Source organism: Acinetobacter sp. 479375 (assembly GCF_000581715.1).
GTDB lineage: Bacteria > Pseudomonadota > Gammaproteobacteria > Pseudomonadales > Moraxellaceae > Acinetobacter > Acinetobacter ursingii.
In genome coordinates, this window is the sequence record NZ_JEZN01000004.1 from 97,760 (window position 1) to 122,659 (window position 24,900).

The window sequence follows — 24,900 nt, forward strand, 5'->3', positions numbered from 1 at the left end:
ACTCCCATGAAGATGATGCGTCTTGAATCCATCATCCAATTAAATCCTGTCATTCGATATACTGGCTTTATTGTTTTACCTGTGCTTTGTCTGTTTTGTTCCTTATTAATTGGGCCTAGTCATATTTTAGGTTATCAGGATTATCTGCTTTGGTTCTGGCAAAGTCTGTTTGGTGGAAGCTATCTTGCTCCTGAACAATATGCTCTGATGCAGAATATTCTTTGGAATGTACGCCTGCCCAGAATTTTACTTACCTTTATGGTTGGTGCGGCACTGGCGACCGCAGGAAATGGTTTACAAGCTTTATTTCGGAATCCACTGGTGGATTCTTATGTACTTGGTATTTCTTCTGGAGCAGCATTTGGTGCGGCACTGGCTTTGTCTTTTAACTTAAATTCACCTAATTTATTGGCGTTTATTTTTGGTATTGCTGCGGTACTTCTGACTTATTTATTTGCCTATCAAAAACAGGAACAACAAACCTCTTTGGTCATGATTATTTTGGCAGGCATGATTGTTTCAGGGCTGTTTTTGGCAGGATTAACCATCATTCAATATATTAGTGATCCGTTTAAATTACAGGCCATTGTGCAATGGACGATGGGTAATTTGCATCAGGCCAATTGGAATAAAGTACAATATGCAGTATTGCCTATTTGTATCGGACTTCTGGGCTTATTTTTAATGCGTTGGCGACTCAACTTGCTCGCTCTTGGTACAGAAGAAGCCCAAGCGGTCGGCATCAATCCAAAATGGGAACAAATCTTGCTGATTGGATTAGTCACCTTATGTACCTCTGCTTCTGTGGCTGCCGCAGGGATTATTAGTTTATATGGTTTATTTATGCCCCACATTGTGAGAATACTAGTTGGGCCTGATCATCGTGCAACCATTCCCTGTAATATGATATTGGGCGGCTGTTTTTTATTATTGATTGATAATTTCTCACGTGTTTTATTGAGCTTTGAAATCCCAATTGGAATTTTTACCATGCTGCTTGGCGCACCTTTCTTTTTGCTACTCATGAAAAGCCAGCGGATGAACTGGTCATGATCCATATTCATCAGCTTAACTTTGCTTATGGGCAAAAACAGGTGCTTAAAAATATCGATCTCACATTTGCTGAACATCGGTTTTCAGTGATCTTGGGACGAAATGGTTGTGGTAAATCGACCTTGTTTAGACTCATGGCAGGTCTGGAACCTTTACAATGTGGCAGTATTTTATATAAAAGCAAATGTTTAGATCAGTATAAAGGCAAACGTCGTGCCGAACTTTTAGGCTTTTTACCACAATTTCACAAAACCGTTTTTCCCTTTAAAGTCAAAGATGTGGTTTTGACAGGCCGTGCTGCGTTTAGTCATTTTCACCCCACCAAACAGGATGAATATCTGGTCGATCAGGCATTGGAAGAGCTAGATATCGGCCATTTAAAACATCGACCATACACCGAACTTTCTGGCGGTGAACGACAATTGGTGATGATCGCTCGCATATTAGTACAAGCACCCAAAGTGATTTTACTGGATGAGCCAACGAATCATCTGGATGTCTATTATCAGTCTTATTTGATGAAAAAATTACGTCAACTTTCTCGACAAAACTATACCGTGATTGCCATCATGCATGATCCTAATCTGGCATTTTTATTTGCAGATGAACTGTTTTTTATGCGTCAACATGAAATTATTCGACCTGAATCTCGGCAACGCCTGACGGATCCTGTCTTTTTAAAAAGTGTTTATGATGTTGAATTTCATGAGGCCATGATTCAGGACAAAACCATTGTAGTGCCAGACTATTCATGGCTTTAGGCATCGAACTTTTACAGCAAAATGACTTACATCAAGCAATTCAATTTGCGATTTATACACGCCAACTTCTTTTTCCAGAAGTCTATCAATCTGAACTGCCTCATGATCTGACTCATTTCAGCCAAACTTATCTTGAACACCCGCAAGGCGCTTGCTTCGTGGTCAAAGATAAGCACACAATTATTGGCATGGTGGCTTATCGAGCTTATAACCATCGTTTTAATTTGGACTTACCGTTGGAAGTTGTCGAGGTGGTTAAACTATTTGTACAGCCCGAATATCGCCGACAAGGTTTAGCATCGCAACTTTGCCATGCTTTATTTGAATATGCTCAACGACAAAATATTCGATATTTTTATCTGCATACTCATCCCTTTTTACCTGCGGCTGAATATTTCTGGCAAAAACAGGGATTTCAGGTCATTCATCGTGAATGGTTGGCGCATTACAATACGATTCATATGTTAAAAACCAGTAAATCAACTTAATGTTGTATGATTAATTTGAGATCATCCAGAATTTAAAAAGCCATAAAACCGCTCTTGGATTTTATGGCGACAAACGAAATAAAAGAATTAAAAACTAAAGCCAAAGTTTAAATTGACCCGATACAGCCATTTATCACTATTCAAGGAAGTTGCTGTGGTATAGCCCGTACTATTGGTCGAACCTCCAATAATGTTGGCATTTTTTCCCCAAGTATAATCTGCCCAGACCATAAACGGAGATGCAATAAACATCATGCCTGTGGTATTCATCTGTGACGCTGACCAATCTGTATGTGTTTTATCCAGATAACTAAAGTCATTATAGAATTTAATCGCTTTAAGTTTCCACATATCCTTGATTGGCAAGGTATAAGAGACATTGAGACTCGAAACAGTCCCTTCAGAAGCAATCAAATAAGAAGGTGTTAAACCATTGGTCCCCATTAAAGTCATACGATCGTCAACACCTTCTGGATTTTTGGCATCGTATTGATAGTGAATGATGGAACCCTGAATGTTCCAGCGATTAAGATTGCTATTGGCATGAAGACCTAAAGCATAATATTTTCCATCATCATCTGTGATTTTATTATGCAGTTGTGAAATAGCCCCTGATAACCCAACTTCTTGCTTGCCTAGTGTCGTATCAAACTTTTTAACCACACGGGCATTGACCTGATTTTGTTTTTCATTTTGATAGCCTTTCTGATTTGGAAAAGTATTTTTCAGATCATCATAAGAGCCGCTTTCTGGAGAATAACGCATATTGGTTTCAAGCATGTTTGGATAATAACCCAGTTTAATATCCCAATTTTTGTCATCATAATTCCAGTTCAAGCCAGGGGCAATGTTGTTGCCATAGCCTAAAAAGAACGGCAAATGATAGGTCCAGCCATTTTGCGGATAAGGATAAATGGTAAATGGTTTGTAGACGAAACCTGCCTCCAAACTATTGTGAGGATTGAGTTTATATCCTACATAGGCTTTTTCTATAGAGGTAAACTCTTGATCCTGCAATAAAAAACTTGAATTTAAATAAAAATCATCATACGTTCCCTTAAGATCAAGTCGTAGGACATCAAAATCCAACTTGCCCATTCCTCGATTGGAACTTTGTGGCCAGCTTTCATAGCGATCCTGAACGCGAATCACCCCACCCACTTTAAATGAAGCTGTACCATCTTGATTTTTCCACTCCAGTGGTGATGTCTCTGCCCAAGAGCCAGTCGAAACACCTAAACAGAAAATTGAAACACTTATTGTTGAAACTACACTTTTTTTCATCATCGCTTCCCAATATTTAGCCACGAGCTGATAGTGAAAAATAACAACTCATGTTTTATATATAAAACTTTGTTTATTTTGATTTTTACCTAAAAAAATTTGGTGATCCTATTTGAAGCGAGAGCAATCCTTAGCTCATGGCATATTATTCATCACCATTTTTAGTTGTTTACTTAGATGCCTTAGCACCTAAGTAACGCCAGATCACAATAATGCTGCTATAAGGTTTTGAAATTCAATATCCCTTAAACTTAATAGAGTTTTTTCTGTGGTGGCCCCGCAAAGTTTAACGGACCAATAGAATGCATATCGAGTTCGATGACCGCAGGGCCGTTAAAATCGATGGCTTCTTGGATCGCAGCTTTAAACTCATCTGCACTACCCACTTTCCAGCTTTTAACGCCCATCGACTCCCCCAGTTTTTGATAATCTGGGGTATGTAACTCATTAAAATACTGGCGACCACCAAAGTAGTTATTTTGAATACCGCGCATTACACCATAACCACCGTCGTTCATGATCATGAGTACCATATCGGTGTTTTCCTGCGCCATCGTTGCGATTTCACCGATACCTAGCATCAAACCACCATCACCGACCAGACCCACTACTTTTTTGTCTGGATTAGCAATACTTGAACCAATCGCATGAGCCAAACCTAAACCGATTGCCCCTGCCAATGAGTGAATATTTCGATTTGGTGCTTGTACAGGAAATAAGCGGCTGCCCCATGTACTTCCCGACATGGTAATATCGCGGACAAAAATACCATCTTCGGGTAAAGCCGCACGTAAGTGATCACAAATCAATGCGTATTGATCAAGCTGTTTACGTAGTGCATCGACCGCAGCATTTTTAGCATCAACAATAGCTTGATCATAGTCAGCATCAACTTTCGAAACACCATTAAGTTGAATCAAACTACGCGACAAAATATCTTTAGCATCCGAACAAATGAAATGACGAATTTTGTAATTACGTTGTTGTGCGACAGGATTGGCATCAATCTGAACGATATTTTCGGGGAACTGAACCGAATAAGTTTTGGTTTCGTTACTGCGTAAACGAGAACCCACCACGACCAATAAGTCAGCATTTTTTAATAGTTCTTCGACTTTAGCCGAGTTATGAAATGCGCCTAAGCTACGTGGGTGTGCATCGGGTAAAATACCGCGACCATGTGTGGAGGACACCACAGGAATACCCAAATCTGCAATCGCCTTGATTTCATCCACACTATTTAATGCACCGCCACCAATCCAAAATACTGGACGTTTAGCTTGCTTGATTTGATCAACCAATAACTGAACCTGAGTCTCATCTACCGCAGGCAGTTGCATCGCTTTCACTGGACTTAAATCCAACGGTAAATCAATTTCTGCTGCTTGCACATCGATTGGTAATTCAACACTGACAGGTCCCATTGGAACAGTTGTAGCGACACGAATCGCTTCACGAATCACGCCAATCGCGTTATCTGGACTGGTAATGCGAAATGCAGCTTTGCTCGAAGCACGTAAGAAAGTGAGTTGATCTTTGGTTTCATGAATAAAACTGGCATCACGATCCAAATATTCACGCTCCACTTGACCTGTTAAATGCAACACAGGACTGGCCGCATTCATGGCTTCGATGAGTGAACCCACAGCATTGCCTGCCCCTGCACCCGTACTGGTTAAAGCAACGCCCAAACCTTTAAATCGTGCATGTGCATCAGCCATAGTGACTGCACCCGCTTCACCTCGCGCCGCCACAAAGCGGATTTTTTCACGGCGACCCACAGCATCAGCAATCGGCAAGTTATGAATGGAGATCACGCCATAAATGCTATTTACATCATGTTCTTCTAATAAGCGAGCAATTGCTTCACCCACATTGACACGTTCAGTCATGAAAATCTTCCTCTAAATTCTGTTTAATATCCATTGAAATGGTTAAATCGTTTAAAACATCTTGGGCTTTAATGATCAGTCACACCATGCATTTGGCTGGTCGCTTAATCCCATATAAATGCTTTTTTGCTGCATATAAGACAAAATTCCCAAACGTCCTTTTTCACGACCAATACCACTGTCTTTAAAACCACCGAATGGCGCTGAAATTGAAAATTTCTTGTAGGTATTAATCCATACTGTACCCACTTCAAGCGCACGAGAAATCCGCCACGCCTTACGATAGCTTTCAGTCCAAATACCCGCCGCTAAACCAAAACAACTGTCATTGGCTTGCTGAATTAAATCTTGCTCATTGTCATATTTCATGACCACTAATACAGGGCCAAAAATTTCTTCTTGGCATACTTTTGCCTGATTTTTCAATCCAGTAATAATGGTCGGCAAATAAAAACTACCTTTGGCAAATTCACCTGTTGTCAATGCTTCGCCACCTGTCAAAACTTCCCCACCTTCTTGCTTGGCGAGTTGTACATAACGATCGACAGACTGTAAATGCGCCTGATTGATCAGAGACCCCATATGAACATCTTTTTGTTCAGGATGCCCAACCCGTAAGCCTTTGGTAACTTCCACCAGACGTGTGAGGAACTGATCGTAAATACTGCTATGAATAAACAAACGAGAACCTGCAATACACGCTTGTCCCGCAGAACTAAAAATGCCGTATGCAATCCCTTTTGCAGCAAGCTCTATATCCGCATCTGGGAGTACAATCGTTGGCGACTTACCACCTAACTCTAAAGATGTGGTAATCAGTTTATCTGCTGCAATGTGTGCCAAATGGCGTCCTGTTGTGGTTCCACCTGTAAAAGAGATCTTCCGAACTAATGGATGCTTCACAATGGCATCACCGACGACCGAACCTTTCCCCACTAAGACGCTCAATAGGCTTTTAGGTAAACCCGCTTCTTCAAAAATCTTTGCTAATTCCAGTGCAATCAGTGAAGTGGCTTCAGCAGGTTTTAAAATCACCGCATTTCCACCTGCCAAAGCAGGAGCCAGTTTTTGTACTTCACTGGCAATGGGTGAATTCCATGGAGTAATCGCAGCCACGACACCGACAGGTTCATGCACACTGAAGGTCATAAAATCTGGCGCACGTTGAGTGGTCAATTCATCATTGAGTGTTTCACAGGCAGCCGCCACATAACGGGCTGTCGCAGCCGCGCTTAAGACTAAACCACGAGTTTCTGCCAAAGGCTTACCATTATCACGGGTTTGTAATTGAGATAACGCATCCACTCGTGCTTCAATAATATCCGCGACTTTATATAAAATTTTGGCGCGTTCATGTGGCATACGATTACGCCATTCAGGTGCGCGCCAAGCCTGATCTGCTTTAACAATCGCTTCTTCAATATCTTCAGGACTTGCTGTAGAAATTTCGGCATTTACTGAATTGTCTGCTGGAAATGTACTTTGAATCACATGACCGCGACCCAAACGCCATTCACCCGCAATATAAAGTTCCTTAACCATGATAATAATCCTTGTTAAATCTGAATGGCTTCAACACTATTGCGACAAGCACGAATCACGCTAAGTGCCGCCAATGTTGATGTTTTAGGGTTAGATGCAAGCGGAACACCGACCATTTCAATCGTCATTTGCCCAAAACGACCTTCGGCAACAATGGTATGTTTGTTCTGGGTCGTTTCAGGATCCACGGTCAGCTCTACGATGGTGTGATCCATGCCTACACCCGCCAGCGCGATAGTGGCGGCTACATTGGCATTGGCAGGAAAATTCAACGCGGCTTCGCGTGCTGTCCCGCGGTAAAACACGGTGGCTTTTTGTACTTGATCCAAATCAATCAATTGCTCGGCATAACTACCACGCCAACTGTTGGGACTTTTACAACCTTTATAAGTGACTTTTTCAAGTCCACCTTCTTTTGCAGCGGCAATACCATCTATGCCTGCAATTGCCCCTGCCAATAGGTGTAAGTGCGCGCCATTTTGTTCCGCCGTTTGCTGAAGTTCGGTAAAAAATTCGCTATCTGCCAAAGTACCCACAGAGATCAAACCAATGGTCCAACCATTTTCCAGTACTTTTTTGGCATGTTCTTTTACTGCAGCCTGACCCGCAACTTCAATCACATAATCTGGTGTGCCATTGCATTGATTGACATCGGAAATAACCTGAATGTTGGTATCGACTTTTTGCTTGACGTTTTCAACACTACGTTCAGGCACAACAATCCATTTCAATTCAAGATCATGTGGCAAATGTGCATATACTTCCGAGGCCATTGCGCCAAAACCAATCATCATCAATTGTTTCATTGCATTCACCTTATAAATGTTTGTTAAAACCACCAGACACATCAATGGTCGAGCCTGTGGTATAAGAAGCAAGCGGTGAGGCTAAAAACACCAATGCACGAGCTGGTTCTTCGGGTTTACCTAAACGCGCCATTGGAATTCCACGTTTTTTTGCGATATTCGCAGTCCAGTCTTGCCATGATTGATTTGGATCTGAACGTGTTTCATAGCGGCGTTTCCACTGTGCCGATTCGACCATGCCTAATAAAATTGAATTAACACGAACGTTGTATTGAATAAATTCATGTGCCAGTGAATGAGTCAGATTCAGCAAAGCTGCACGTGCTGATGAAGTCGCGATCATGTGCGGTTCAGGTTGCAAAGCCAGTAATGAGTTCACATTGGTCACTGAACCAATATTCGAGCTTTTTAAATCATCTAAAAAGGCACGAATGGGATGTAAGACACTAAAATATTTCAGTTCAATTTCTTTCATCCAATCTTCATCTTGCGTATTTTCAAAAGTAGAAACTCGTCCTTGACCTGCGTTGTTAATCAACATATCGACATTGCCCAAATGCTGTTTCACGGTTTGAGCAAAGTTTTTGACATCTTCTTTATCCAGTACATTGCAAACCTGTGTAAAAACATGGGCATGTGGATATTTTTCTAAAATATAAAGCTTTGATTCTACAAGACGCTGTTCATCTCTCCCGCACCACGCTACTTTCGCGCCTTCTGCGACTAAAATCTCAACCGCAGCTAATCCGATGCCAGAAGAGCCACCTGTGACAACCGCTACTTTTCCTTCTACTTGGAAGCTCATATATTCTCTCTCGTTTCAATGCTGCTGTGCAGACACAATAATGTCGTTAAAAATTGTAGGTTGATCGACATAGCTCAAATGTCCTGCTTCACCAATTTCAATATAGTTTTGGCACTGGATTTCCTTTGCCAAAGCTGCAATGGCTTGCGGCGGTGTAATACTGTCGTTCAGTCCTGAAACCATCACGCATGGCACCGCCAAATCTGTTAAATAATTACGAATTTCATCGTGAGCCAACAAATAAGAAGCTTGAGTAAAACCTCCCAAATTCAGGTTTTGCATGACCTGTCCAATCAGTTCAAGCGTTTGAGGTTTCTTCAAATAAGTTAAATGTGGTCCACGACTTTGCGCTAAACCCTGATTTCCAAGTTCTGCCAGCATTTTTGGTCTTTTGTTATAAACTTCGGCTTGTTGTTCAACGGGATAACGCTGATAACCCTGTGCAACATTAGCAATAACCAATGTTTCAACATAATCTGGATAACGTCGCGCAAAGGCACATGCTTGTAATGCACCCAGTGAATGCCCAACAACAATTGCTTTTTTAATGTGTAAACATTCAAATAAATCTGCCAAACGCTGTGCATAATCTTCAGCATTAGGCTGCAAAGTGGTTAAGGCATCGGACGAACCATAACCTGGTGCGTCCCATGCAATGATATGAAAATGATGATTTAAATCTTGCAGTTGGTTGACCCACGAACCCGCGCCAGAACTAATGCCATGCAGTAGCACCAGATAATGCTCTCCAGTGCCTGCTTCACGATAACTTTGTTTGTGTCCATCGATCTCGACAGATTTCACTGGAAATTGTTGTAGAGTTTCAACAAGTGTCATCATCATTTTCCTTTAAGGCCACAATCAGAGTTCAAACCTCTTTTTGCAACTCAGATTCAATCCATTTAGTTACGTTTAATTTGAGAAAGTGGATGCTCAGGTGGATAGTTTGGAATGGTTGGTTTACCTGTTCCTAACATCACACACATCAAGGCATCTTCTTGACCAGGATTAAATAATCCACGATAGATTCCAGGTGGAATTGAAATCAGATCACGTTCTTTTAAACGAGTACTGAACTTTTCACCGTTATGCTCAATGAACAAATCAATTTCACCACGCAACATAAAGAACACTTCTTCAACATCATGGTGAATATGCAAAGGCCCTTCACACTGTGGCGGTAAAACCATCGTAGAAAACGTAAAGTTTTCAGCAGGAACAGTGTTGTTATCATTGGAAACACCTGTTGCACCTGTGCCCATGTAGCGCATTTGGGCACGGCGATATTTCGGATCATAATCTGCCTGAAATTTCAGTGCGTTAAAGTCATATTTGCGAGTTTCAAAACGTGCAATACGGGTGTTTAACCATTCTTCTAAGCTCGCACCTTCGGGTTGCGTCCATGATTCAAATTGTTGAGTGCTCATGTCTTACTCCTGATTAAAATGAAAACTGTAATTAGTAACGTTTGAGTAATGGTGTAAGGAAAAAGGAACCCACGATAGCCACCACTGCCAAGAACGTGATTCCCAAATTAAAGCTGCCCGTTTGCATCACAATCATGCCAATCAATACTGGCGCAATCGCACTGGCAAAGTTTGCTAAACCATTAAAAATACCGCCTGCTGTCGCCCCGACATCTGCTGTAGTGACACGCGCCAACAAAGCAAATACCGCAGCCACACCGAAACCCCATGCCATTGAGCTGATCGACATGGCCAAAATAATAAGAAGCGGATTGGTCATTAACACCATGACGTACAATGAGATACCTGCGACCAGTAAGCCACCAAACACCTGTACTGCGCGTTTACCAAGCTTGTCGGAGAATACAGCCCCAACCACCTCACCCACGAGCATGGCAATAAACGGTAAGCTTGAATAAAAACCGAACTCTTTTAAGTTAAAGCCTTTGTCCTGAATCAGATAAGATGGCACCCAACTGTTTAGGCCCCAGAGATAAGTCATTAAAGCGATATTGAAAATACAGACCAGCCAGAACGCGCTGTTTTGTAATAACAATTTAGTATTACGAAGATGACCCTTAAAATTGATACGTTTGCTTGAATCTTCGATCTCAATAGTTTTGCGTAGTTCTAAGTTACGCAGTCCAACCACCACAAAGACCAAGACCAATAAAGTCATTGCAGCCATCACAAAGAAAGTGGTATGCCAGTCGTGTTTAGCCAAGACAGCCGCAGTGATCGGAAATCCTAAAAAGGCACCAATCGGTGTACCCAATAAAAACATGGTAGAGGCACGTGCTTGCTGACGATCTGTGTAGGTTTGTTTCACAATCGCATACGCCAATGCAAATAATGGCCCTTCAGCTATGCCCAATAAAACACGTAGGAACAGCATACTGCCATAATGGGTAGTAAAGCCCATGATCAACATCAGAACGCCCCATGAGGCCACGCTCCAGAACAACATTTTCTTGGGATTGAAAATATCCCCTAGAAAACTCAGGAATATAGATGAAAAACCATATGCCAGTAGAAAACTGGTCATTAACCAGCCCAACTTGGCTTTATCCTGTGCAATTCCCATCGCATCCTGAAAATGTGGATCTGAGAACAAAACTGCAATACTAATCTTGTCAAAAAATGCCAGTACGACACAGGCCATTAGGACAAATGCGGGTATCCAGTGTTTGAATCCTTTTTTTCATCTACATCATTTAACATGCAAGCGTTCCTTCGATCTGGCTAAAGATCTAAAATGATTGTTCTGGCTAGAGGTCTGAAAGCGTTATTAGGGTTTTAGCTTCATGACATTAAATTCAGGATCGGTTAATTGTTCTGGGTTCAACACTGTACCGCTTTGAATCCAGCGTTTGGCCAGTTTGACGAGCTTGGAATCGTTGACCGCGATCATATTGATCAGACGGCTTTGTTCATCCAAATATAAATAGCTAACTTGTGTAGGACTGCTTTGACGGATGACCAATTTCGGGTTTAACTGGGGTTGATAAGTCCCTAAAATCTGGATATTAAAGTGATACTGATCAGACCATAACCACGGAATATCGACATATTCAGTAGCGACACCCAACATGGATTTTGCCGCAGCAATCGCTTGATTTTGTGCATTTGCCCAAGATTGGATGCAGTAACCTAAAACAGGGTGAATGGCAACATCACCTGCTGCATAGATGTCAGCATCAGAAGTTTGACCATAACAATTGACCACGATGCCATCTTTCACATCAAGACCTGCATCTACACCCAATTCTTTGGCAATCTCGGCACCTGCACCCACCACTACACAATCAAAAACCTGTGCAGTCTGCGGATGATTCAGTACTTGAATGGTTTGATCTGAACTTTCAATCAGGTGCAAATTTTTACTGTCCAGATGAATTTGCGTCCCTTGTTGTTCATGGATCTCTTTTAAGAAAGCTGAAACTTCAGGACTCACACTACGACCACATAAGCGATCAGCATATTCAAAAACATGTACTGCCTTGCCTTGCTTACGTGCTGTTGCAGCAATTTCAAGCCCGATCCAACCGCCACCAATAATTGCAATAGAATTTGCATGTTCAAGTAAATCTGCCAAACGTTCGCAATCTTGAACGTCACGCAAAGTTACGACATTTGAAATTTCTTTCCACGTATTCACAGGTACACGTGCCCGACTACCTGTTGCAATTAATAATTTGTCATAAGGTAAAATCTTGCCGCTTTCCAAAATGACCTGTTTGTGATTGCGATCAATTTGTGTGGCTAGATCAGGCTTGTGCCATTGCACTGAAAAAGCATCGATTTGTTCAGGAGAAAACAGATTTAAGCTGTCATAACTGGCTTCTTTGGAAAGCACTTGTTTAGAAAGCGGTGGACGTTCATAGAAAATCTGATGTTCATTGGACACCACATGAATTTCACCACGATACCCTTCCTGACGCAAAGTACTGACCGCCCAACCTGCTGCCTGACCTGCTCCAACCACGACGATTTTTTCCATGAGCCTATCTCCTTCTACCTAAACCTTGACCTTGAATGGGTTTAACCTGACGACGAGTATCATGATCTAGACCACCCTCAATCGCCCATTCGGTAAACAGTTCCAAACGATGCTCTTCAACACGCGGCTGCCACTCTTCAGTCAAATAGTCATCATTGGTGTAATATTCAAATGCACCACCTAGAGGTGAGTTGACATACCAGAAATAAGCAGAGGAAATAGGATGACGACCTGGCCCAATAAAAGTTGACCAGTCGGAACGATTCATATTCAAACCACCGCCAATCACTTCGTGAATATCACGCACCACAAAAGCGACATGATTCAGACCTGCTGGTTTATTCGGGATAGAAAGCAAGAATAAATCATGATGGAAACCCTCTGCGCGGCAACGCAGGAAAGCACCACGATTTAAATAGGCATCTGATAAATGAAAGCCTAATTTTTCTTTATAAAAATTTTCTGTTGCAGCTAAATCTGGCGTAAAGAACACAACATGACCAATTGCTATTGGTTCACCTTTTTCATAAACAGGACTAGCTGCATTGACACGTTGGATATTGCCGTACTGATTAATACCTTCTGTTTTTTGTTCAGGTACATCTTTGGTAATCGAATGTTGAAAAACAATGGTCATGCCATTTGGATCTCGACACTGCACCTGTGTTGCACTTTGTACAAAGCCTTCTACATCTTTTAAATTTTCAGCAAATTGGATTAAATCCTGATCATTGTCTACACCCCACGTCACTTCACGAAGGGTTGAACCACTTTCAATCGCAGCAGGTAACCGTGAATCTGCGATATCAAATAAATAAATCTTGCTGCCATTTTGGGTTTGAAACAGTTCAGTATCTTCAATATCTGTTGTTTGTTTTGACAAACCAAAATCAGATAAAAACTTGATTGCTTCAGCTTTGTCTTCAACCCCAAACTTTAAAACTTCGATTCCTGTAATCATGTTATTTGCTCCTAATTAAAGACAAAACCACCGTTGACTGGGATATTCTGCCCTGTGACAAAAGATGCCAAATCAGAAAGTAGATACAAAGCTGTGCCATTTAAATCTTGTGGATGTTGCTGACGCTGAATCGCTCGACCTGTAACATAAAGGTCATGACGTTCTTGTGGGACATACTCTGTTGCTTCAACTAAGGTCAATCCTGGAGAAATAGTATTGACACAAATGTTAAACTCACCCAGTTCACGCGCCATAGAACGCGTCATTGAAATAATCGCCCCTTTACTGGCCACATAAGCCATGAGTTTAGGTGCTCCCCAAAGCGCAGTATCAGAAGCGACATTGATAATTTTGGCCGCACCTGACTGTTTCAAATACGGAACACAGGCCTGAACCATCAACCACGTGCCTTTGACATTGACTGTCATCACTCGATCCCACAGATCAGGATCGTATTGCATTAAATCCTTGCCGCCCACACCAGTTGCGAGTGCTGCGCAATTCACCAGACCATCCAGACCATTCAGTTTATCTGCTGCAAATTGAACAGCTGACCGAATCGATTCAGGTTGAGACAAATCCAGCCCAACAGCGTGAACACCCAAGCCCTGTTGTTGTAACTGCTTTGCCTCTTGCTCAACCAGTTCGGTCAGAATGTCCGCCATGACAACGGTTGCACCCGCTTTGGCAATCGCCTGAGCAAAGCCCAGACCTAAGCCACGCGCTGCTCCTGTTACCATGATTTTTTTACCTTGCAGTAATATGTGAATGGTCATAGCCACAATCCTTATGGTGTTTCAGTCAAAGATGAAGTATCTAGCACTGCAATTTTTTTCAATTGCTTCTCTGCTTCTTTTTTCATTAAACGACGCAGACGAGATAGACCAACATCATGTTGATAAAGAAACTCTTTAGAACGTGCATTTGGTGCCAAATTTTCCAGAATAATTCGATCCTGCTCCAACACATCCCAGTGCAATTTTTCTAAATGATTGCGGTATAAGAAGCGCCAAACATTGCGTTGCCAACCACTGACTTTACGGCAACACCAGAAGAATACGCGGGTATTGTTAACGTCAATTGGTGTCGCAAAACCGACAATCCAAAACACACCACCTGGACCAAATTCTTTACGATACGGAATAGAAAGACGTAACCAACTTGCCCCAGTATTGCCATATTCTACCCAGTCAAAATTGACACCCGTTTGACCTTCTTTTTCAAAAATAAATCCATTTTCAGTACTACGGTGTTTCATTTCCGCAGTGCGCTCACCCTCTGCCATGGAGTGCGAAGTACAGTGTAAATAGGTGCCATGCATCGGATCCATCACATTATCGATGGCGTATTGATGATTCACTTTCCAGTCGGCCTGACATAAAAATGAACTCCATTCTGTACTGGCTAACTGCTCAGGAAATTCAAGTTCAGCAGGCGGTTCATTTGCATCAATACCAAACCAAATAAAAATGGCATCATGCTTTTCAATGATTGGGTAGCTTTTTACACACTCACTGCCTTTCATTGGACAGTCATGTACAGCAGGTACATCGACCACCACACCATCACCACCAACTTCAACACCGTGATACCAGCATGCCACGCGATTGCCCAAGTTCCAGCCTAATGATAAACGTGCGCCACGATGTGGACAGCGGTCTTCAAGCGCATGCAGTTGACCATCCTGATCACGCCAAACCACAATATTTTCGCCTAAACGTGTGATTCCGACTGGATTGGCATTGACTTCCCAACTGGCGAGAACTGGATACCATTGATCACGTAAACCTAAATCGAGATATTCTTCAGTACTTGGAGCTTGTTGATAAATTGCATTCATTATTGTCTTCCCTGAACTTAGTAACCCAAACGCTGCATTTCTTCTGTAAAGCTCTGCATGGTCCAGACTTCACCTGACTCACGACGAAAACCCTGTTGGTTTAATGCGTTGACCAAATCATTCAATTCAGTAATACCTGCTCCAAAAGCTCGTATTAAATGCTGAACAAAGTCCTGTTCGTAGATGGTCGGCACTTTGTAGCGAGTCTGCCAGACCAAATGTTCAACTTGCCCAGGAATCTGAATATTATTAATGCCAGCATCCCTAGAAGGTGTCGCATTGATCCAGTTTTCCAGTTTTTCATTAAATTGTTTCATGGTGAATTCCTTCTATCCATTACAGTTGAATCTGTATGTCTTGACCTTCCACACGTACTGGATAAGTACATAGGTCACGACATCCTGGACCACTCATGAGCGAACCCGTCTGGATATCAAAAATAGCTTCATGCAATGGACATTCAACGGTCTGATCCTCGATAAATCCTTCTGTCAATAATGCAAAAGCATGTGGACAGACATTTTCGATCGCAAAATAATTTTCATCGATGACAAATACACCTATTTTTTTGTCATTGACTTCTACTGCCTTTGGTTCGTCTTCCGAGACATCATCAATGCCACAAACTGAAATCCAACTCAACGTTTGAGCCCTCGATACTGTTTTATATATAAAACTTTATTTGATTTTCAAAACATTTACAAAAAATAATCCTCATTTGCTTTTTGTGTCAATAAATTAAAATCAATATATTTCAAATATTTAATAAATTATTAATATTTTATTACGTTTTATTAGAAAAATTTAGTTTTATATATAAACATTGTTTTATACATCCGATATCATTACAATAGTTCTAAAATAAAGCAGTGTGCACCAAATATTACCCTTTTCTTTTTTAGGAATTTTTATCGAATGAGCTTAGTCATTGAAGAAGATGTACAAGAAGCTGAAATCACAAAAAACGATGACCGTTATTTGGTTCCAGGCCTTGTCAGAGGTTTAGCAATCTTACAGGCGTTTAATCAGGAAGCTCAGGAAATGACCATTTCTGAAATTGCTGAAATTCTGGATGTGAACCGTTCTAGTGCATTTCGTCTGATTTATACCCTAGAATCCTGCGGATATTTACGTAAAGCTTCACAGAAAACTTATGCTTTAGATTCAAAAGTCATGGAGCTTGGTTTTAACAGTTTATCTAAACTTTCTTTACTGGATTTATCAACGCCACTAATGAAAGAACTACGTGATCAAACCAAAATCGCAGTTCATCTTTCAATCTTGGAAGGGACTCATATTGTATTTGTAAATAACATTCAATCGAGTGGACCTTTTACCAGTACGATTAATTTGGGTACGCGCTGGCCCGCGCATGCGACTGTGATTGGTCAGCTCCTCTTATCCAATTTACCTGAGACTGAAATTCGTCAGCGTTACCGTAAATTTAACGAATGGGATACTTTCTCCGATCTTACTCCCAAAAATCTAAAAGAATTGCTACTACGTTTAAACTATGTCAAAACACAATCATCCATGGTGAGTTGGGGACATTACAATAACGATATGGCAGCCTGTGCAGCACCTATTTATCGTCAATCTTCCAAAGATATGGTCGCTGTACTATCGGTCAGTTGTCCGATCACCACCTATGATGAACAGACCTTTAAACACATCATTGCAAATCAAGTTATTGATACTGCAAATAAAATCTCTAAATTTATTTATTAAAATAATAGGCAAAGGATTGCCATTTATAAAAATATTCTGTTATTGCTTAAAAATATTTTAAAACACTGCCTAAGCCCTTCCATTGTAAGAGTTTTTATAAAGTTGACTTTCATCCAAATCAGCATCATTATAAATTTCGCTTCATATAAGAAACTGTACTTTAAATATAAATACTTATTTCAATATAAGTATTTCATCGGACAAAGTAGTGCGTTCAGGTATAGCGATTGAAGATGCAGTGCTTATTAATCCAATTTGCTAGATGCAAAGAACAAACAACTTTAAAAATTTTTGAAAAACAACCTCAACAATGAACCACACAAATTTAACTGGTTTCGCATGGTAAACAATGGATGAAACAATAGAGAAATACCGACTAGATCTATAACTACGTTGCATGGAATCCCTCCATTGCAAACCGTGTATGATACATCCTTAAAAAAACAAGCTCACTGTTAGATGAGCTTGTTTTTTTTCATTCAATTAAAAAACCAATGTAAATCAATTAAAATTTAAATGTATAATCCACATTCAAACGAGTTTCATTGGTTGAATGAAATACCATATTCGTAGGCATATCATTACGATAATGAGAAAAACGAGCTCGTAGCCCAAGTCCTTTTAACTTTCCTTCTGGAATGCGATAGCCTAAATCGAATTCGAGTGAGTCCTCCTTAAAACGCTGATCCCCATAACTCAGTAAATCAATATTCTCGCCTTTGGCATAACGCGTCATAAAGCGCAGACCATTTAAAGAAACATCTCCCATCCGTGCATCTTTAAAATCATATTCATAACGAATCGAATAGACTTTTTCATCTTTATTGGAATAATCTGAACTCATAAAATCCAGAACGACTGGACTTTCTGTACCTGATAAAAATGGTAGTCCTGTTGAACCAAAAGCCTGCATATAACCCAAAGAAACAGTGTGATTTTGATAGTTCAAACCAAACAAAGCGCTCAAATGTTGATTGTCAACATTACCAACTTTACGTGACTCCGTATCTTCACTGTTAAAAAAACGCACATCACTTAGAAAATTTAATTGATCATTCAGTGCTTGTTTGCCATTAAATCCGAAAAACTGCTGCTGATAAATATTTTGAAGTTCTGCCTGATAAGCACGTATCCGATAGTTCTTAAACTGATAGGCTCCGCCGATGCTATAGAAATGATCCGTTGTTGCAGCCTTGTCAAAACGATGATTAATATTATCAATACCCACATCGGTATAACGTGTTGAATCACGCTGGCGTACCTCATCAACATAAAAGCCTTCCAACTGTAAATTTGGAATTTCAGTCGATAGTAAACGAACACCACGATACGTTTGTGGAAAAAGCCTTGCAGGGGACGAAAAAATAGTGGGCAGTAAAGGAACCAGATCCCCCACAAACAATTCATTTTGGCGATATTTTGCTTTTGCAGTAACCCCTATTTTTCCATAATAATCATCACGTGTATTATCGGAATTTACCTGCAATAAACCACTTCGTGCGTAATCATCAGCATGGTGACCAAGCAGGTTAAAACCTGCCATTGCCAGTACATCAACCCCCAAGCCAACGGTGCCTTCGGTATAGCCCGATTGCCCTTTAAAAATCAGGCCTTGTGCCCAATCACGTGCAGCAGTATAGGGATACGGGTCTTTTTTATAATCCCGATCGAAATAAAAGTTTCGAAGTGTGATCTCAGCTTTGCTATCTGCAATGAATTCGGCATGAGTACATGGGGCAAATAATGGGCACAAGCAAATCCCCACCCATAATGATGTCTTTGTCATTTTCAATCTCTACAATTTAATTTTTATGAGGTTAAGCTAATGTTTTTATGGAATAAGATTGAGCCTTTTGCTGGCGATAAAATGCCTTACCCAAACTTAGAATCAGAAAGATTGCAAGAATAAAAACAATGCCGTAATACGCATATAAAGTTGCAGGAGCTACGCCCTGATCCAGAAAAATTCCCGCAATGGTTGGAGATAAAATGGCACCCATACGACCAAAACCAATCGCATAACCCACTCCGCGACTACGAATACCTGCGTCATAAATGGTTGGAGAAATTGAATATAAACCAGCGACACAACCATTAATCAGTGTCCCAAGTAATAGGCCCACAATAAGTGCAATACTGACTTGAGAATAGACTGCGACAAATAAGAAAATACAGACAGCAGTCAATCCTAAAAATAAGCTTAAGGCATAGAAAATTTTCATACGAGATGCGAGCAAACCAATAATCGCTGCACCAAAAATTCCACCAATACTAATTAGAATACCCGTACTCACACTTTGATCTGGCGACATCCCCATTGAAATTAGGATTTTAGGTGTCCAGCTCATCACAAAATAAAAACCAAACATCACCATAAAAAAAGCGCCCCATAAACAAAAAGTTTGAAACCCAAGTTGACCCTGAAATAGCTTGGTAATTTCTCCGCCTTTATTTTTATGACTTTTTTCATAGTGTGGTAAAACTAACAACGTCGATAAACCCATCCGCTGCATGACCGCATTTACCTTTTCTAATGCCTGTTTTGGTTTTTTTGCAAATAAATAATCAATTGATTCAGGTAATAGCCATAGGCTCACCAACAGCATAAAAATCGTGGTCAAACCCCCTGCCATAAAAATTGAACGCCAACCCAAATGCTCAATTAAAACAAGTGATAAAATTCCTCCTAATGTTGCGCCTATTCCATAGCCCGTTGACATCAAACTGACGGCTAGACTTCTCCAACGAGTATTCGCATATTCACTGGCCAATACATTACTGCTTGCCAGAATCCCCCCTACGCCAATACCTGTAATGAAACGAAGCGCTGCCAGCAAGCTATGACTATGTACAAATGCACACGCGATCATGCTTAATCCCGCAATCACCAAACAGATTAAAATCAATAATCGACGGCCAATTCTATCGGCAAGTGGAGCTAAAAAGATGGAGCCTGCTGCCATACCAAACAAGCCAGAGCTCAACAACAATCCAATTTGCGCACCTGAAAGTGACCACTCAGCGGCAACTGATGGCGCAGTAAATGCCATAACCATGACATCAAAGCCATCGATAATATTAAGACAAAGACAAATCGTAATGACAAACCACTGATAGCGGCTCATTTGATTTTGATTAATTTCACCTAGAACATCTCTTTCCATTTGCATATCTCTCGATATGGACAAGATATACACGCGACATTCTGTAATGAGATGCTGGGTGATTATGCATATCCGTATCCATAATTGCCTAGAAGGAATAATTTGATTACAAAAATAGAATTCATCTATTTTTGGAGCATCCTGCTCAATATGCATACAGATACATTACTGGATCCATAAAATCAATTTTTTAAGATATTTTTTGTGCGATCATCGTAACAATCCAATCCCCCACAAGCGATAAATAAACATAAAATATTATTAAATATATAAAAATAAAGTTTAAAAATTTTATTTCATTTAAATTCTAAAAAAAGCACAAAGTGGAGAAAAACAGTTTTAAAATTATTTTCATAAAAAATAAATTTTATTTAATTACAATAATATAAATAATAAAAATTGAATAAGTCTATATTTCACCACTTGACGGCAATTTTCAAACCCAATAAATTGGATCCAATAAGTGATAAGGAGTCGTCACACATGTTTATAAAAAATGCTTGGTATGTTGCCTGCCGTCCTGAGGATATTCAGGATAAGCCTCTTGGTCGTACCATTTGTGGAGAAAAAATTGTTTTCTATCGAGGCAAAGAAAATAAAGTCGCTGCGGTTGAGGATTTCTGTCCACATCGGGGTGCGCCCTTATCTTTAGGTTATGTCGAAGATGGCAATCTGGTTTGCGGCTATCATGGTCTGGTCATGGGCTGCGAAGGTAAAACCATCTCTATGCCAGCACAACGCGTAGCAGGTTTCCCTTGTAATAAATCTTACGCTGTCGTAGAAAAATTTGGATTTATCTGGGTTTGGCCAGGTGAAAAAACTTTAGCCAATGAAGCTGATTTGCCTGTATTAGAATGGGCAGATCATCCAGAGTGGAGCTATGGCGGTGGCTTATTTCATATTCAATGTGACTATCGCCTCATGATTGATAATCTCATGGATCTTACCCATGAAACCTATGTACATTCGAGCAGTATTGGTCAAAAGGAAATTGACGAAGCGTTGCCCGTTACTAAAGTCGATGGTGATCATGTCATTACCGAACGTTATATGGAGAATGTATCTGCCCCTCCATTTTGGCAAATGGCACTGCGTGGCAACCAGTTAGCAGATGATGTAGCAGTAGACCGTTGGCAGCGCTGTCATTTTTTTGCGCCAAGTAATGTTCATATCGAAGTAGGCGTCGCACATGCAGGTCACGGTGGCTATCATGCAGCCAAAGACAAAAAAGTATCATCGATTGTGGTGGATTTTATTACGCCTGAAACCGAAACATCGCATTGGTATTTCTGGGGAATGGCTCGTAACTTCCAACCAGAGAATGTCGAGCTGACCGAGCAGATCCGCGAAGGACAAGGTAAGATTTTTACTGAAGATTTGGAAATGCTGGAACAACAGCAACAAAATATTTTACGCAATCCTCAACGTCAGTTGCTGATGCTGAATATAGATGCAGGCGGGGTACAGTCACGTAAAATTATTGATCGCTTGCTTGCCAAAGAAAATCCACCATCTCATGAAAGCCAAAACCGAAAATTTCCCAATATTCGCGTGATTTAAGGAGTACAGCACATGGATGTGATCATCAATAAAATCCACCAACTCACCTCAAACATTCGTGCATTTGAGTTAATTTCAGCTAATCATACCGCTTTGCCTGTATTTGAAGCGGGTGCGCATATCGATGTTCATCTTAAAAATGGACTGATACGGCAGTATTCTCTCTCCAATTGTTGCAGTGAAAATCATCGTTATGTGATTGGCGTTTTACATGATGAACATTCACGTGGTGGGTCACGTTGCATCCATACCGAATATCGAGAAGGTGATCGACTGAGCATTGGTGAACCGCGCAATTTATTTAAAATCCACCCTGAAACTCAGCAAGCTGTTTTATTTGCAGGTGGCATTGGTATTACGCCTATTATTTCGATGGCCTATCGTCTGAGACAACAACACATTCCTTTTGAATTACATTATTTTGTACGTTGCCATGAAATGATCGCCTTTTATGGCAACTTGACTGAGCATTTCCCAAATCAAATCCATTTTCATATTCAGGATCAGCCAGAAACTCAATGTAATATGCAAGATGTTCTAAAAGAGGTTTCAACACAACGACATTTATATGTCTGTGGTCCAACGGGTTTTATGCAATTTGTGATGGATTCAGCCGAGCAGGCAGGTTGGTCAAGTGAGCAATTGCATCAGGAACATTTTGTCGCACAGCAGTTAGATCAAAGTGAAAATGAGGCATTTACTATTGAAGTGCTTGGCTCAGATCGTAAAATCAAAGTTCATCCACATCAAACTGCCACTCAGGCTTTACTGGAAAATGGTTTTGAAGTGCCAATATCATGCGAACAGGGTGTTTGTGGAACCTGTATCACCCGTGTAGTGGCAGGGACACCTGATCATCGCGATGTATTTATGACCGATGATGAGCATTCTCTCAATAACCAATTTACCCCCTGCTGTTCACGCGCCAAATCAAAAACACTGGTGATTGATCTGGCTTAAAACTTTGCTGTTTTTATCCTATACATTTCATCAAGCCTATGTGTAGGAGTTTTTTCAAAGTCATGTTGATAAGATATGTTTGACTGTTTCGCCTAACATCACGACAGCACTATGTTCTCGCATCAAACTTTCAGCACGTCCTGCCTGACGTTGAACTAAAGCATCATAGATAGAACAATGCTGTAAATGAGCATAATGTAGACGGCGATATTCCGATAGCGCACGAGATTGGTCATAGGTCAATGCTTGTGCAGAGGCCATCGGCAATTGATTATTTTTCGCCAAAGCCTGTGTTAAAGCGATATTCCCTGCCCCCTGAATAACCGTATCGTGAAAAATAACATTCCAGTGATGATAGCTTTCCAATTCTTCGTCACCAAATTCAGTTTTGCCCTCAAATAACTTTTCAGTTTGTTCAATACAGTGACTTAAGGTTTTTTTCTGTTCCTCGGTTATTCCCTTTTCTGCCAATGTTTTTGCAGCCAAGCCTTCAAGCACCCCACGGACTTGTAAGGCATCCCGTATAAGGTCATCCGAAATTTCACGCACGATATAACCACGGGTTGGATTTTTAATGAGGAGTCCTTCCTGCTCAAGCAAGCGAAAAGCCATTCTCACAGGCTGCCGAGAGACCCCAAGCATTTCAGCCGTTGGAATTTCCGCAATACGGCTGCCACCTTCGAGTTCACCTGCAATAATCATTTTTCTGAGTTTAATTAAAACTTGTTGCCCCGAAGACATAACAGACACTTGCAATGGAAAATCTCAATCGATGCTAACAAGATCGATATGTTGATGACAATGCTTTTCTTATTGTTTAGCCTCAAAAAACAAATGAAAAAAGCAGCTTAATGGGCTACTTTTTTTCATTCGCTACGATCAATCAATATTTGCCAGAGAAATTGGCACTGATCCGCTGCGCCAGATAATCCTTTGCAGTAATGTCAGGATATTTGCCTTGAGGACTTTGAATCAATACATCCTCATTAGCTTGACAGAAAAAAGCCAAACTATAACGTGCACCTTGATATTCATGATCCGCTGGATTTTTTACACGATGGAAATTGGATGGTAAAACGTCATCACTCCAACGCATCAACATATCACCAATATTACACGTGATTAAATCTTCACGTGGCTCGATCGAAGTCCATGCACGATTTTCCATTTCCTTGCCTGGGCAAACCTGTAATCCCCCTTGTCCTTTTTGTTGGAATAATAAAGTTAGGCAGTCAAAATCGGTATGTGCACCTGCACGCCACAAACCGAGTTCATCTTTAAGCGCAGGATCGACAGCAAAATAATGCAACATGCGTAAGGTGCTTTGATAGGTTTCTTTAGATGGATCATGCGCCAAAGTAAAGAAATCTTCAGAAAAGCCCATTTTATAGGCAAAACAAGACAGAATTTTCATGCCTACCGACCAACATTGGCTTTCAAAATTCAATACTTGCGCTTTAAAATCTGGCAATTCTTGTTGGGTCGGCCATAAGTTGCTCATGCGGGGACGCGTGATTTGATAAGATTCTTTTTGATCTGGCGTTTTAGTAGATGGACGAATTTGTGCCTTGCTTTCCCAACCTGCATTACGGTTTAGGGGAAATTGTGCTTTAACTTCGCGTGGCAAAGCAAAAAATTGTTCTGCCAAACCAAATGCCTGCTGAATCTCTTTTTGCGGAATGCCGTGATTGGCAACTTGAAAAAAACCAATCTCAACCGCTGCATTCCAGAGTTGATCGGCAATTTCATATTTGCGATTTTCAAAATCACTGAGGTCGATAATCCGTACTTCACGTTGGGTTTCAGTTCCCATCACGCCCATCACGGATTCTTTTTTTAATTCTTCTAGAGAAAATTCGGTATTGGTATTTAAACTGTTCATGCTTGTCACTCACATTAAAAAAGGAACTTTAATGATGTGACTCAATGTCATGAAAATGGGTCGAACATTCAATTGAGCCACGCTAAACAACATCATTATTTCGCAAGGAAAATACATGTCGCTTAGAGCAATGACCCACATAATGAATAAATCAATATGTTGACAGCTTATACTCTAATCAAAATTAAGCAATGATTATGCCAGATTA

The 24,900-nt window shown here is 40.7% G+C and carries 24 protein-coding genes; 6 read left to right on the top strand and 18 right to left on the bottom strand.

Annotation, left to right across the window (positions count from 1 at the left end):
• Positions 1 to 15: 15 nt before the first annotated feature.
• From J500_RS05245 to J500_RS05255, 3 genes are read left to right on the top strand one after another with little or no spacing between them, the layout of a single operon-like run.
• Positions 16 to 1,053, top strand: a complete 1,038-nt coding sequence (locus J500_RS05245; RefSeq protein WP_052024128.1) for a FecCD family ABC transporter permease — start codon at positions 16 to 18, stop codon at positions 1,051 to 1,053.
• Positions 1,050 to 1,814, top strand: a complete 765-nt coding sequence (locus J500_RS05250; RefSeq protein ID WP_034698577.1) for an ABC transporter ATP-binding protein — start codon at positions 1,050 to 1,052, stop codon at positions 1,812 to 1,814. Before J500_RS05245 ends, J500_RS05250 begins: the two co-directional genes overlap by 4 nt.
• On the top strand, positions 1,805 to 2,302 hold the full coding sequence (locus J500_RS05255; RefSeq protein WP_034698580.1) for a GNAT family N-acetyltransferase: 498 nt from the start codon (positions 1,805 to 1,807) through the stop codon (positions 2,300 to 2,302). Before J500_RS05250 ends, J500_RS05255 begins: the two co-directional genes overlap by 10 nt.
• Before the next feature lie 87 nt (positions 2,303 to 2,389).
• On the opposite strand, the gene J500_RS05260 is transcribed toward J500_RS05255, so the two are convergent.
• The 14 genes from J500_RS05260 to J500_RS05325 all read right to left on the bottom strand — a co-directional run bounded on the left by J500_RS05260 (position 2,390) and on the right by J500_RS05325 (position 16,040).
• The gene (locus J500_RS05260) at positions 2,390 to 3,586 is read right to left on the bottom strand and encodes a hypothetical protein (RefSeq protein WP_034698657.1); all 1,197 of its coding nucleotides are present in this window, start codon (positions 3,584 to 3,586) and stop codon (positions 2,390 to 2,392) included.
• 251 nt (positions 3,587 to 3,837) lie between these two features.
• Entirely contained in the window at positions 3,838 to 5,478 is a 1,641-nt protein-coding gene (locus tag J500_RS05265; protein ID WP_034698582.1) for a thiamine pyrophosphate-binding protein, read from the bottom strand.
• A 75-nt stretch (positions 5,479 to 5,553) separates the two neighbouring features.
• Entirely contained in the window at positions 5,554 to 7,020 is a 1,467-nt protein-coding gene (locus J500_RS05270; protein ID WP_034698584.1) for an aldehyde dehydrogenase, read from the bottom strand.
• 14 nt (positions 7,021 to 7,034) lie between these two features.
• Positions 7,035 to 7,826 (bottom strand): aspartate dehydrogenase, encoded by a 792-nt coding sequence (locus tag J500_RS05275; protein ID WP_034698661.1) that lies wholly within the window; start codon positions 7,824 to 7,826, stop codon positions 7,035 to 7,037.
• Between the two features lie 10 nt (positions 7,827 to 7,836).
• Positions 7,837 to 8,631 (bottom strand): SDR family oxidoreductase, encoded by a 795-nt coding sequence (locus J500_RS05280; protein WP_004996210.1) that lies wholly within the window; start codon positions 8,629 to 8,631, stop codon positions 7,837 to 7,839.
• 15 nt (positions 8,632 to 8,646) lie between these two features.
• Complete coding sequence (locus tag J500_RS05285) at positions 8,647 to 9,471, bottom strand: alpha/beta fold hydrolase (protein WP_004996208.1); 825 nt, start codon at positions 9,469 to 9,471, stop codon at positions 8,647 to 8,649.
• Between the two features lie 62 nt (positions 9,472 to 9,533).
• Positions 9,534 to 10,058, bottom strand: coding sequence for a cupin domain-containing protein (locus tag J500_RS05290; protein ID WP_004990771.1), 525 nt, complete (start codon positions 10,056 to 10,058; stop codon positions 9,534 to 9,536).
• A gap of 31 nt (positions 10,059 to 10,089) precedes the next feature.
• Entirely contained in the window at positions 10,090 to 11,259 is a 1,170-nt protein-coding gene (locus J500_RS05295; protein WP_052024127.1) for an MFS transporter, read from the bottom strand.
• 126 nt (positions 11,260 to 11,385) lie between these two features.
• Entirely contained in the window at positions 11,386 to 12,597 is a 1,212-nt protein-coding gene (locus J500_RS05300) for an NAD(P)/FAD-dependent oxidoreductase (RefSeq protein ID WP_034698586.1), read from the bottom strand.
• 4 nt (positions 12,598 to 12,601) lie between these two features.
• Positions 12,602 to 13,558 carry a VOC family protein gene (locus J500_RS05305; protein WP_034698589.1) on the bottom strand — a complete coding sequence of 319 codons (957 nt, stop codon included), beginning with the start codon at positions 13,556 to 13,558 and terminating at the stop codon, positions 12,602 to 12,604.
• Positions 13,559 to 13,569: 11 nt separating this feature from the next.
• Entirely contained in the window at positions 13,570 to 14,334 is a 765-nt protein-coding gene (locus J500_RS05310; RefSeq protein ID WP_034698592.1) for an SDR family oxidoreductase, read from the bottom strand.
• Between the two features lie 11 nt (positions 14,335 to 14,345).
• A complete protein-coding gene (locus J500_RS05315) occupies positions 14,346 to 15,398 on the bottom strand; it encodes an aromatic ring-hydroxylating oxygenase subunit alpha (RefSeq protein ID WP_034698593.1) in 1,053 nt (350 codons plus the stop codon).
• 17 nt (positions 15,399 to 15,415) lie between these two features.
• Positions 15,416 to 15,715, bottom strand: coding sequence for a recombinase-like helix-turn-helix domain-containing protein (locus J500_RS05320; RefSeq protein WP_034698594.1), 300 nt, complete (start codon positions 15,713 to 15,715; stop codon positions 15,416 to 15,418).
• Between the two features lie 19 nt (positions 15,716 to 15,734).
• Positions 15,735 to 16,040 carry a non-heme iron oxygenase ferredoxin subunit gene (locus J500_RS05325; RefSeq protein ID WP_004990784.1) on the bottom strand — a complete coding sequence of 102 codons (306 nt, stop codon included), beginning with the start codon at positions 16,038 to 16,040 and terminating at the stop codon, positions 15,735 to 15,737.
• A 273-nt stretch (positions 16,041 to 16,313) separates the two neighbouring features.
• Between J500_RS05325 and J500_RS05330 the strand changes: the two genes are divergently transcribed.
• On the top strand, positions 16,314 to 17,126 hold the full coding sequence (locus tag J500_RS05330; protein WP_005002954.1) for an IclR family transcriptional regulator: 813 nt from the start codon (positions 16,314 to 16,316) through the stop codon (positions 17,124 to 17,126).
• Between the two features lie 505 nt (positions 17,127 to 17,631).
• Here the strand turns inward: J500_RS05330 and J500_RS05335 are convergent.
• Entirely contained in the window at positions 17,632 to 18,912 is a 1,281-nt protein-coding gene (locus J500_RS05335; RefSeq protein ID WP_034698595.1) for an OprD family outer membrane porin, read from the bottom strand.
• Positions 18,913 to 18,943: 31 nt separating this feature from the next.
• Positions 18,944 to 20,290: an MFS transporter gene (locus tag J500_RS05340; protein ID WP_034698596.1), complete on the bottom strand. Its 1,347-nt coding sequence runs from the start codon at positions 20,288 to 20,290 to the stop codon at positions 18,944 to 18,946.
• Between the two features lie 483 nt (positions 20,291 to 20,773).
• On the opposite strand from J500_RS05340, the gene J500_RS05345 reads away from it, so the two are divergent.
• Positions 20,774 to 21,850, top strand: coding sequence for an aromatic ring-hydroxylating oxygenase subunit alpha (locus J500_RS05345; RefSeq protein WP_034698597.1), 1,077 nt, complete (start codon positions 20,774 to 20,776; stop codon positions 21,848 to 21,850).
• 12 nt (positions 21,851 to 21,862) lie between these two features.
• On the top strand, positions 21,863 to 22,810 hold the full coding sequence (locus J500_RS05350) for a PDR/VanB family oxidoreductase (RefSeq protein WP_034698599.1): 948 nt from the start codon (positions 21,863 to 21,865) through the stop codon (positions 22,808 to 22,810).
• A 60-nt stretch (positions 22,811 to 22,870) separates the two neighbouring features.
• Here J500_RS05350 and J500_RS05355 read toward each other — a convergent pair whose 3' ends face one another.
• The gene (locus J500_RS05355; RefSeq protein ID WP_034698601.1) at positions 22,871 to 23,551 is read right to left on the bottom strand and encodes a GntR family transcriptional regulator; all 681 of its coding nucleotides are present in this window, start codon (positions 23,549 to 23,551) and stop codon (positions 22,871 to 22,873) included.
• A 142-nt stretch (positions 23,552 to 23,693) separates the two neighbouring features.
• Positions 23,694 to 24,692 carry an isopenicillin N synthase family dioxygenase gene (locus tag J500_RS05360; protein WP_034698603.1) on the bottom strand — a complete coding sequence of 333 codons (999 nt, stop codon included), beginning with the start codon at positions 24,690 to 24,692 and terminating at the stop codon, positions 23,694 to 23,696.
• Positions 24,693 to 24,900: the final 208 nt, after the last annotated feature.

Coding starts and splice junctions, on each gene's coding strand:
- J500_RS05260 (WP_034698657.1), bottom strand. CDS start 3,586: ATGAAAAAAAGTGTAGTTTCAACAATAAGTGTTTCAATTTTCTGTTTA.
- J500_RS05355 (WP_034698601.1), bottom strand. CDS start 23,551: ATGTCTTCGGGGCAACAAGTTTTAATTAAACTCAGAAAAATGATTATT.
- J500_RS05295 (WP_052024127.1), bottom strand. CDS start 11,259: ATGGCCTGTGTCGTACTGGCATTTTTTGACAAGATTAGTATTGCAGTT.
- J500_RS05335 (WP_034698595.1), bottom strand. CDS start 18,912: ATGACAAAGACATCATTATGGGTGGGGATTTGCTTGTGCCCATTATTT.
- J500_RS05275 (WP_034698661.1), bottom strand. CDS start 7,826: ATGAAACAATTGATGATGATTGGTTTTGGCGCAATGGCCTCGGAAGTA.
- J500_RS05330 (WP_005002954.1), top strand. CDS start 16,314: ATGAGCTTAGTCATTGAAGAAGATGTACAAGAAGCTGAAATCACAAAA.
- J500_RS05250 (WP_034698577.1), top strand. CDS start 1,050: ATGATCCATATTCATCAGCTTAACTTTGCTTATGGGCAAAAACAGGTG.
- J500_RS05285 (WP_004996208.1), bottom strand. CDS start 9,471: ATGATGACACTTGTTGAAACTCTACAACAATTTCCAGTGAAATCTGTC.
- J500_RS05345 (WP_034698597.1), top strand. CDS start 20,774: ATGTTTATAAAAAATGCTTGGTATGTTGCCTGCCGTCCTGAGGATATT.
- J500_RS05270 (WP_034698584.1), bottom strand. CDS start 7,020: ATGGTTAAGGAACTTTATATTGCGGGTGAATGGCGTTTGGGTCGCGGT.
- J500_RS05280 (WP_004996210.1), bottom strand. CDS start 8,631: ATGAGCTTCCAAGTAGAAGGAAAAGTAGCGGTTGTCACAGGTGGCTCT.
- J500_RS05305 (WP_034698589.1), bottom strand. CDS start 13,558: ATGATTACAGGAATCGAAGTTTTAAAGTTTGGGGTTGAAGACAAAGCT.
- J500_RS05340 (WP_034698596.1), bottom strand. CDS start 20,290: ATGGAAAGAGATGTTCTAGGTGAAATTAATCAAAATCAAATGAGCCGC.
- J500_RS05300 (WP_034698586.1), bottom strand. CDS start 12,597: ATGGAAAAAATCGTCGTGGTTGGAGCAGGTCAGGCAGCAGGTTGGGCG.
- J500_RS05350 (WP_034698599.1), top strand. CDS start 21,863: ATGGATGTGATCATCAATAAAATCCACCAACTCACCTCAAACATTCGT.
- J500_RS05310 (WP_034698592.1), bottom strand. CDS start 14,334: ATGACCATTCACATATTACTGCAAGGTAAAAAAATCATGGTAACAGGA.
- J500_RS05265 (WP_034698582.1), bottom strand. CDS start 5,478: ATGACTGAACGTGTCAATGTGGGTGAAGCAATTGCTCGCTTATTAGAA.
- J500_RS05255 (WP_034698580.1), top strand. CDS start 1,805: ATGGCTTTAGGCATCGAACTTTTACAGCAAAATGACTTACATCAAGCA.
- J500_RS05360 (WP_034698603.1), bottom strand. CDS start 24,692: ATGAACAGTTTAAATACCAATACCGAATTTTCTCTAGAAGAATTAAAA.
- J500_RS05320 (WP_034698594.1), bottom strand. CDS start 15,715: ATGAAACAATTTAATGAAAAACTGGAAAACTGGATCAATGCGACACCT.
- J500_RS05245 (WP_052024128.1), top strand. CDS start 16: ATGCGTCTTGAATCCATCATCCAATTAAATCCTGTCATTCGATATACT.
- J500_RS05290 (WP_004990771.1), bottom strand. CDS start 10,058: ATGAGCACTCAACAATTTGAATCATGGACGCAACCCGAAGGTGCGAGC.
- J500_RS05315 (WP_034698593.1), bottom strand. CDS start 15,398: ATGAATGCAATTTATCAACAAGCTCCAAGTACTGAAGAATATCTCGAT.